Annotated in this window: 2 protein-coding genes and 2 pseudogenes; 2 read left to right on the top strand and 2 right to left on the bottom strand. The window is 70.3% G+C overall.

Features of this window, described 5'->3' with window-relative positions:
- Together ABL57_RS22395 and ABL57_RS13415 are read left to right on the top strand one after the other, a co-directional pair.
- A pseudogene (locus ABL57_RS22395) lies at positions 1-551 on the top strand (hypothetical protein); the annotation flags it as partial.
- A 10-nt stretch (positions 552-561) separates the two neighbouring features.
- The gene (locus ABL57_RS13415; RefSeq protein ID WP_047803984.1) at positions 562-3,174 is read left to right on the top strand and encodes an RNA helicase; all 2,613 of its coding nucleotides are present in this window, start codon (positions 562-564) and stop codon (positions 3,172-3,174) included.
- Between the two features lie 78 nt (positions 3,175-3,252).
- On the opposite strand, the gene ABL57_RS13410 is transcribed toward ABL57_RS13415, so the two are convergent.
- A complete protein-coding gene (locus ABL57_RS13410; RefSeq protein ID WP_047803976.1) occupies positions 3,253-4,584 on the bottom strand; it encodes a TerC family protein in 1,332 nt (443 codons plus the stop codon).
- A gap of 485 nt (positions 4,585-5,069) precedes the next feature.
- Positions 5,070-6,086 (bottom strand): annotated as a pseudogene (locus ABL57_RS13405) (TerC family protein); the annotation flags it as partial.
- Positions 6,087-6,254 lie beyond the last annotated feature (168 nt).

Genomic DNA, 6,254 nt, shown 5'->3' with positions numbered 1-6,254 from the left:
GGTGCTGCGGCGCCGCCGCGGCCGCGCTGCTCCTCCCTGCGGCGGCCGCCGCGACGACCGGCCGGAGCGCACCGGTGCTGCTGCTGCTGGCGGGGGCGCTCGGGCTGGAGCGCTGCGCCGCCGCCGTGGCGCTGCGGGTGCCGGGGCGGGAGCCCGTCGACGAGGTGGTGCGCGCGGCCGGCGTCGTGCTGGTCGCCGTGGCCGGGTGGGCGCTCGTCGTCCTGGTCGTGGCGGACCCGGTGGCCCTCCGGCCCGGCGGGGGGCCGGCGCTGCTCGTGGCGGCCGGCGCGGGGGCCGTGCTCGGGGGGCTGGTCCTCGCGGGATTCCTGCGCCCGGGCTGGGCCGCGCTGGTGGCCGGCGCCGCCGCGAGCACCGCGGCCGCGGTGCTGGGGGCCGTCGGGGCGCTGACCGATCGGCCCGGCGCGGGGGCCGCAGCGGCCCTGCTCGGCTGGGCCGCGGTGCTGTGGTGGGCTCCACAGGAGCCGATGCTGCGCACGTGGGAGCGCTCGGAGGAGCTGCGTCCGCCCGGTGGCCGGCGGGCGCGCGGATAAGCTGGGGGCGATGAAACTCCTCGAAGCCCTCTCCCCCGAGCTCGGCACCCCGGGCCGTCCGTACTACCGCGGCGACTTCGCCTCCAACCCGCTGTCCGGGGACGAGGTGTACGAGGGGTTCCTCGGCTGGATCGCCTCCCGGGACATGGAGCTCTATCCCGCCCAGGACGAGGCCGTCCTGGAGTTCGCGAGCGGGTCCAACGTGATCCTCGCGACCCCGACCGGGTCCGGGAAGTCGACCGTGGCGGTCGCCGCCCACTTCGCCGGCCTCGCCACCGGGCAGCGCTCCTACTACACGGCCCCGATCAAGGCCCTGGTCTCGGAGAAGTTCTTCTCCCTGGTGGAGATCTTCGGCGCCGAGAACGTCGGCATGGTCACCGGGGACTCCGCCGTCAACGCGGACGCCCCCATCGTGTGCTGCACCGCGGAGATCCTCGCCAACGTGGCCCTGCGCGAGGGCCGGGACGCGGACGTGGGCCCCGTGGTGATGGACGAGTTCCACTTCTACTCCGACCCGCAGCGCGGCTGGGCGTGGCAGGTGCCGCTGCTGGAGCTGCCGCAGGCGCAGTTCCTGCTCATGAGCGCCACCCTGGGGGACGTCTCCCGCTTCGAGAAGGACATGACGGAGCTCACCGGGCGGCCGACGACGACGGTCTCCTCCGCCGAGCGCCCGATCCCGCTGCACCACTACTGGTCCGAGGACCCGATCCACGAGGCGCTCGAGGAGCTGCTGCGCACCAACCAGGCCCCGGTCTACGTGGTGCACTTCTCCCAGCTGCAGGCCATGGACCAGGCCCAGAACCTGATGTCCGTCAACGTGCTGTCCAAGGAGGAGAAGGAGCGGATCGGGGAGCTCATCGCCGGGTTCCGCTTCTCGGCCGGCTTCGGCAAGACGCTCAACCGGCTGGTCCGCCACGGCATCGGGGTCCACCACGCGGGGATGCTGCCCAAGTACCGCCGGCTCGTGGAGCAGCTCGCCCAGACCGGTCTGCTCAAGGTCATCTGCGGCACGGACACCCTCGGGGTGGGCATCAACGTGCCCATCCGCACCGTGGTCATCACGGCCCTGTCCAAGTTCGACGGCGAGCGCACCCGCCGGCTCAACGCCCGGGAGTTCCACCAGATCGCCGGGCGGGCCGGGCGGGCCGGCTACGACACCGCGGGCACCGTGGTGGTCCAGGCGCCCGAGCACGTCATCGAGAACACCAAGGCCATGAAGAAGGCCCACGCCAAGTTCGGCGACGACCAGAAGAAGCTGCGCCAGGTGGTGAAGAAGAAGCCGCCGCAGGGCTTCGTCTCCTGGGGGAAGCCGACGTTCGAGACCCTCGTGGCCGCGGAGCCCGAACCCCTGAGCTCCTCCTTCACCGTGACCCACTCGATGCTGCTCAACCTGCTGCAGCGGCCCGGGGACCCGGTGCTGGCCGCCTGGCACCTGCTCACGCACAACCACGAGACGCGGCAGCGCCAGCGCGCACTGCTCAAGCAGGCGATCGGGATCCTCAAGGAGCTGCGGGCCGCCGGCGTCGTCGAGAAGCTGGACGCCCCGGACGAGGAGGGCCGCACCTGGCGGCTGACCGTGGAGCTGCAGGAGAACTTCGCCCTGAACCAGCCGCTGTCCCCCTTCGCCCTGGCCGCTTTGACGCTGCTCGACCGCGAGGCCCCCGGCTACGCGCTCGACGTCGTCTCCGTCATCGAGGCCACCCTCGAGAAGCCGCGCCAGGTGCTCAACATGCAGGAGAAGAAGGCCCGCGGGGAGGCCGTGGCCGCGATGAAGGCGGAGGGGCTGGACTACGAGGAGCGGATGAAGGAGCTCGAGGAGGTCAGCTACGCCAAGCCCCTCGAGGAGCTGCTGACGCAGGCCTTCGAGACCTACCGCACCGGGGCCCCGTGGGTGGCCCAGTTCGAGCTGACCCCGAAGTCGGTGGTCCGGGACATGTACGAGCGGGCGATGACCTTCGGCGACTACGTGCAGTTCTACGGCCTGGCCCGCTCCGAGGGGATCCTGCTGCGCTATCTCTCGGACGCCTACAAGGCCCTGCGCCAGACGGTGCCGCTGGACCTGCTGCGCGAGGACCTCGAGGACCTGGTCGAGTGGCTGGGCGAGCTCATCCGGCAGACCGACAACTCGCTGCTGGACGAGTGGGAGAAGCTCGCCGCCGGCGAGGAGTCCCCCATGGGCACCTCCGCGGACTCCCTGGAGGAGCTCATCGACGAGCAGCCCCCGGTGATCACGGCCAACCCGCGGGCGTTCCGGGTCATGGTCCGCAACGCGCTGTTCCAGCGGGTGGAGCTGTTCGCCGACGAGAAGGACAAGGTGCTCGGGGCCCTGGACGGCGCGCACGGCTGGGACCGGGACCGGTGGGCGGACGCCATGGACGCCTACTTCGACGAGCACGAGGACATCTACACGGACCCCCAGTCCCGGGGCCCCGGCCTGGTGCGCATCGACGAGCGGCCCGAGGGCCTGGACGGGTACTGGACCGTGGTGCAGGTCTTCGACGACCCCGACGGCCACCACGACTGGGGGATCAACGCCCGCATCGACCTGCGCGCCTCCGACGAGGACGGCTTCCCCGCCGTGCTCGTGGACAACGTGGGGCCGGTCACCGAGACGGGGCGCTGACCGCCCGCACCGGTCCCCGGACCGGAGGAGGCCCCCGTCCGCGCGAGCGGACGAGGGCCTCCGTGGTCGGGCGCCGGGTCAGGAGGAGCGGCCGGTGCTCCCGCCCCGCGGGGCGTCCGGCGTGGTGGTGCCGGCGGCGTCCTGCGTCTCGACGTGCTCGCCGTGGATCGCCTCGGCCTCCGGGGCCGGGACCACGTCGGGCTCGGGGCCCACCCCGGTGCGCTCGAACTCCCGGTGCTTGCCGCGGGCGCGGTCCAGCAGCTCGTGGAAGTGCTTCTCGGACTCGAGCAGCTCCTCGCGGTGCTTGTCGGAGATCTTCGGCATCTGCCGCTGATACTTGGCGGCCTTGTCCGCGAGCTTCTGGCGCTCCTCCGGGGAGGCGTCCTGGGGCAGGGTGACGTACTGCTCGGCGACGGTCTGGAGACCGTTGAGCACCCGCAGCGCCCGGCCCTTGGGGCTGAACAGCGAGGCGAGGACCGTGACGACCAGCACGCCCACGATCACGGTGAGGGACAGGGCGATGCTCACCTCGACGACCTCCACGTGCTCGCCGTTGTTGATGAACGGCAGGTTGTTCTCGTGCAGGGCGTGCAGGATGAGCTTCACGCCGATGAAGCCCAGGATGATGGCCAGGCCCCAGGAGAGGTAGATGAGCCGGTCCAGCAGCCCGTCGATGAGGAAGTACAGCTGGCGCAGGCCCATCAGCGAGAACGCCACGGCGGTGAACACCAGGTAGGTCTGCTGGGTCAGGCCGAAGATCGCCGGGATCGAGTCCAGGGCGAAGAGGACGTCCGTGCCGCCGATCGCGACCATCACCAGCAGCATCGGGGTCATCGCCCGCTTGCCGTTCTGGATGGTGAAGAGCTTGTCGCCGTCGTAGTGGTCCGTGGTGTGGATGAAGCGCTTGGCCAGGCGGACCACGAAGTTGTCGGCCTCGTCGTGCTGGGAGTCCGAGAGCTCGCCCTTGATCAGCGACCCGGCGGTGAGCAGCAGGATCAGGCCGAAGAGGTAGAACACCCAGGCGAACTGGTTGATCAGCCCGGCGCCCACGAAGATCAGGGCGGTGCGGGCGATCAGCGCGAAGGTGATGCCGAAGAGCAGCACCTTCTGCTGGTCCTCCCGCGGCACCTTGAAGGACGCCATGATGATGAGGAACACGAAGAGGTTGTCCACGGACAGCGCCTTCTCCGTGATGTACCCGGCGTAGTACTCCCCGGCGTAGCGACCACCCCACTCGATCAGGACGAACAGGCCGAACAGGAGGGCGAGGCCCACGTAGATCGCCGACCAGATCGCGGCCTCCTTCAGCTGGGGCTCGTGCGCCTTGCGCACGTGGAACACGTAGTCGAAGAGGAGCAGGCCGAGGATGGCCGCGATCGTGACGATCCAGACGGTGAGTGAGACTTCCATGATTCTGCTTTCGGGGGTCGGGTACGGGACAGCCGTAAGTCTCTCCGCCGAGCGCGCCGCACCGTTCGGGTGCGCCGCGCTGGGACCGGCCGCTGCGTCCGGCCGGGTCCGGGGACCCGACGTGCTGACGTCCACAGCGCTGAGGGATACTCCCCTAGGCTGGGCTCAGTCTATACAGCCGTCCGGGCGGAACCATGCGCAGGGCCCGTGCCGCCGGTCGGCGGTACGGGCCCTGCGCACGTCTCACCGGTCCCGCTGGACCGGACACCCCGGAGCCGGCGGGCTCAGCGCCCGTCCGCCCGGCGGGGGTCCGACGACGCCGTGCCGCTCTCGGTCCGGTGCTGCTCGACCGACTTGCCGGTGCGCTCGGCGAGGTCCGGCAGCTCCACGGAGGACCGCTCGGCGGCCGCCACGGCGGCGTGGTACTTCAGCACGAGGTCCGCCTGCACCGCCCGCATCTGACCGGTGCTCGTGTCCTCGCCCGGGCTGCGATACGTCTCGATGGCCCGGTGCAGCTCCGCCGCCGCGTGGGCGGAGCGGCCCTTGGGGCTGAGCATCGACGCGACCGTGGCGACCGCGATGATGGCCACGATCACGCCCAGGGACACGAACGTGGGGATCTCCGGGGCCCAGGCGATGTGCTCGCCGCCGTTGATGAACGGCACCTCGTTCTCGTGCATGGCGTGCAGGATGAGCTTGACCCCGATGAACGCCAGGATCAGCGACAGGCCGTGCTTGAGGTAGATGAGCCGCTCCATGAGCCCGCCGAGCAGGAAGTAGAGCTGGCGCAGGCCCATGAGCGCGAAGATGTTGGCGGTGAAGACGATGAACGGGCTCTGGGTGAGCCCGAAGATCGCCGGGATGGAGTCGAAGGCGAACATCAGGTCGGTCACGCCGATGGTCACGAACACCACGAGCATCGGGGTGAACACGCGCTTGCCGGCCACCGTGGTGCGCAGCTTGTTCCCGTCGTAGTGCTCCGTCATGGGCACCACGGTGCGCAGGCGGCGGATGAGCCCGTTCTCCTCGGCCTCGTCCTCGCCGTCGTCCTTGGCCTGCTGGTAGGCGGTCCAGAGCAGGAAGACGCCGAACAGGTAGAAGACCCAGGAGAAGTTCGCGATGATCGTGGCGCCCAGCAGGATGAACACCCCGCGCAGGACCAGCGCGATGATGATGCCCACCATCAGCACCTCCTGCTGGTACTTCCGGGGCACGGAGAAGCGGGCCATGATCACGATGAACACGAACAGGTTGTCGATGCTGAGGCTGTACTCGGTGATCCAGCCCGCCACGAACTGGGTGCCCTGCTCGGCGCCGGCGAAGACGAACATCAGGCCCGCGAACACCAGGGCGAGGGCCACGTAGACGCCCACCCAGGTGCCGGCCTCCTTCATGGAGGGTTCGTGCGGGCGCTTGGCGACCATGATCAGGTCGAAAAGAAGGATGCAGCCGAGAACGACGAAGGAGCCGATCTCGAACCACGCGGGTAGCTGTGTGTGCACGCGAGTTCTTTCGCTTGGAGATGGGTGAGCCCGCGGGCCGGCGTCGTCCGTGGAGCGGGGCGGACCGGGGCATCACGATGAGCCGCAAGTCTCTCCACCGCTCCTGGCGGGCTCCGGGCCCGGATGCCGAGGTGCGGCCGCTGCGACCGGCCCGGCTCCGTTGCCCGG

It is taken from the genome of Kocuria sp. SM24M-10, assembly GCF_001027955.1.
Classification (GTDB): Bacteria; Actinomycetota; Actinomycetes; order Actinomycetales; family Micrococcaceae; genus Kocuria; species Kocuria oceani.
The sequence above is the reverse complement of the archived record's forward strand: the minus strand, read 5'-3'. Positions and strand labels throughout refer to the sequence as shown.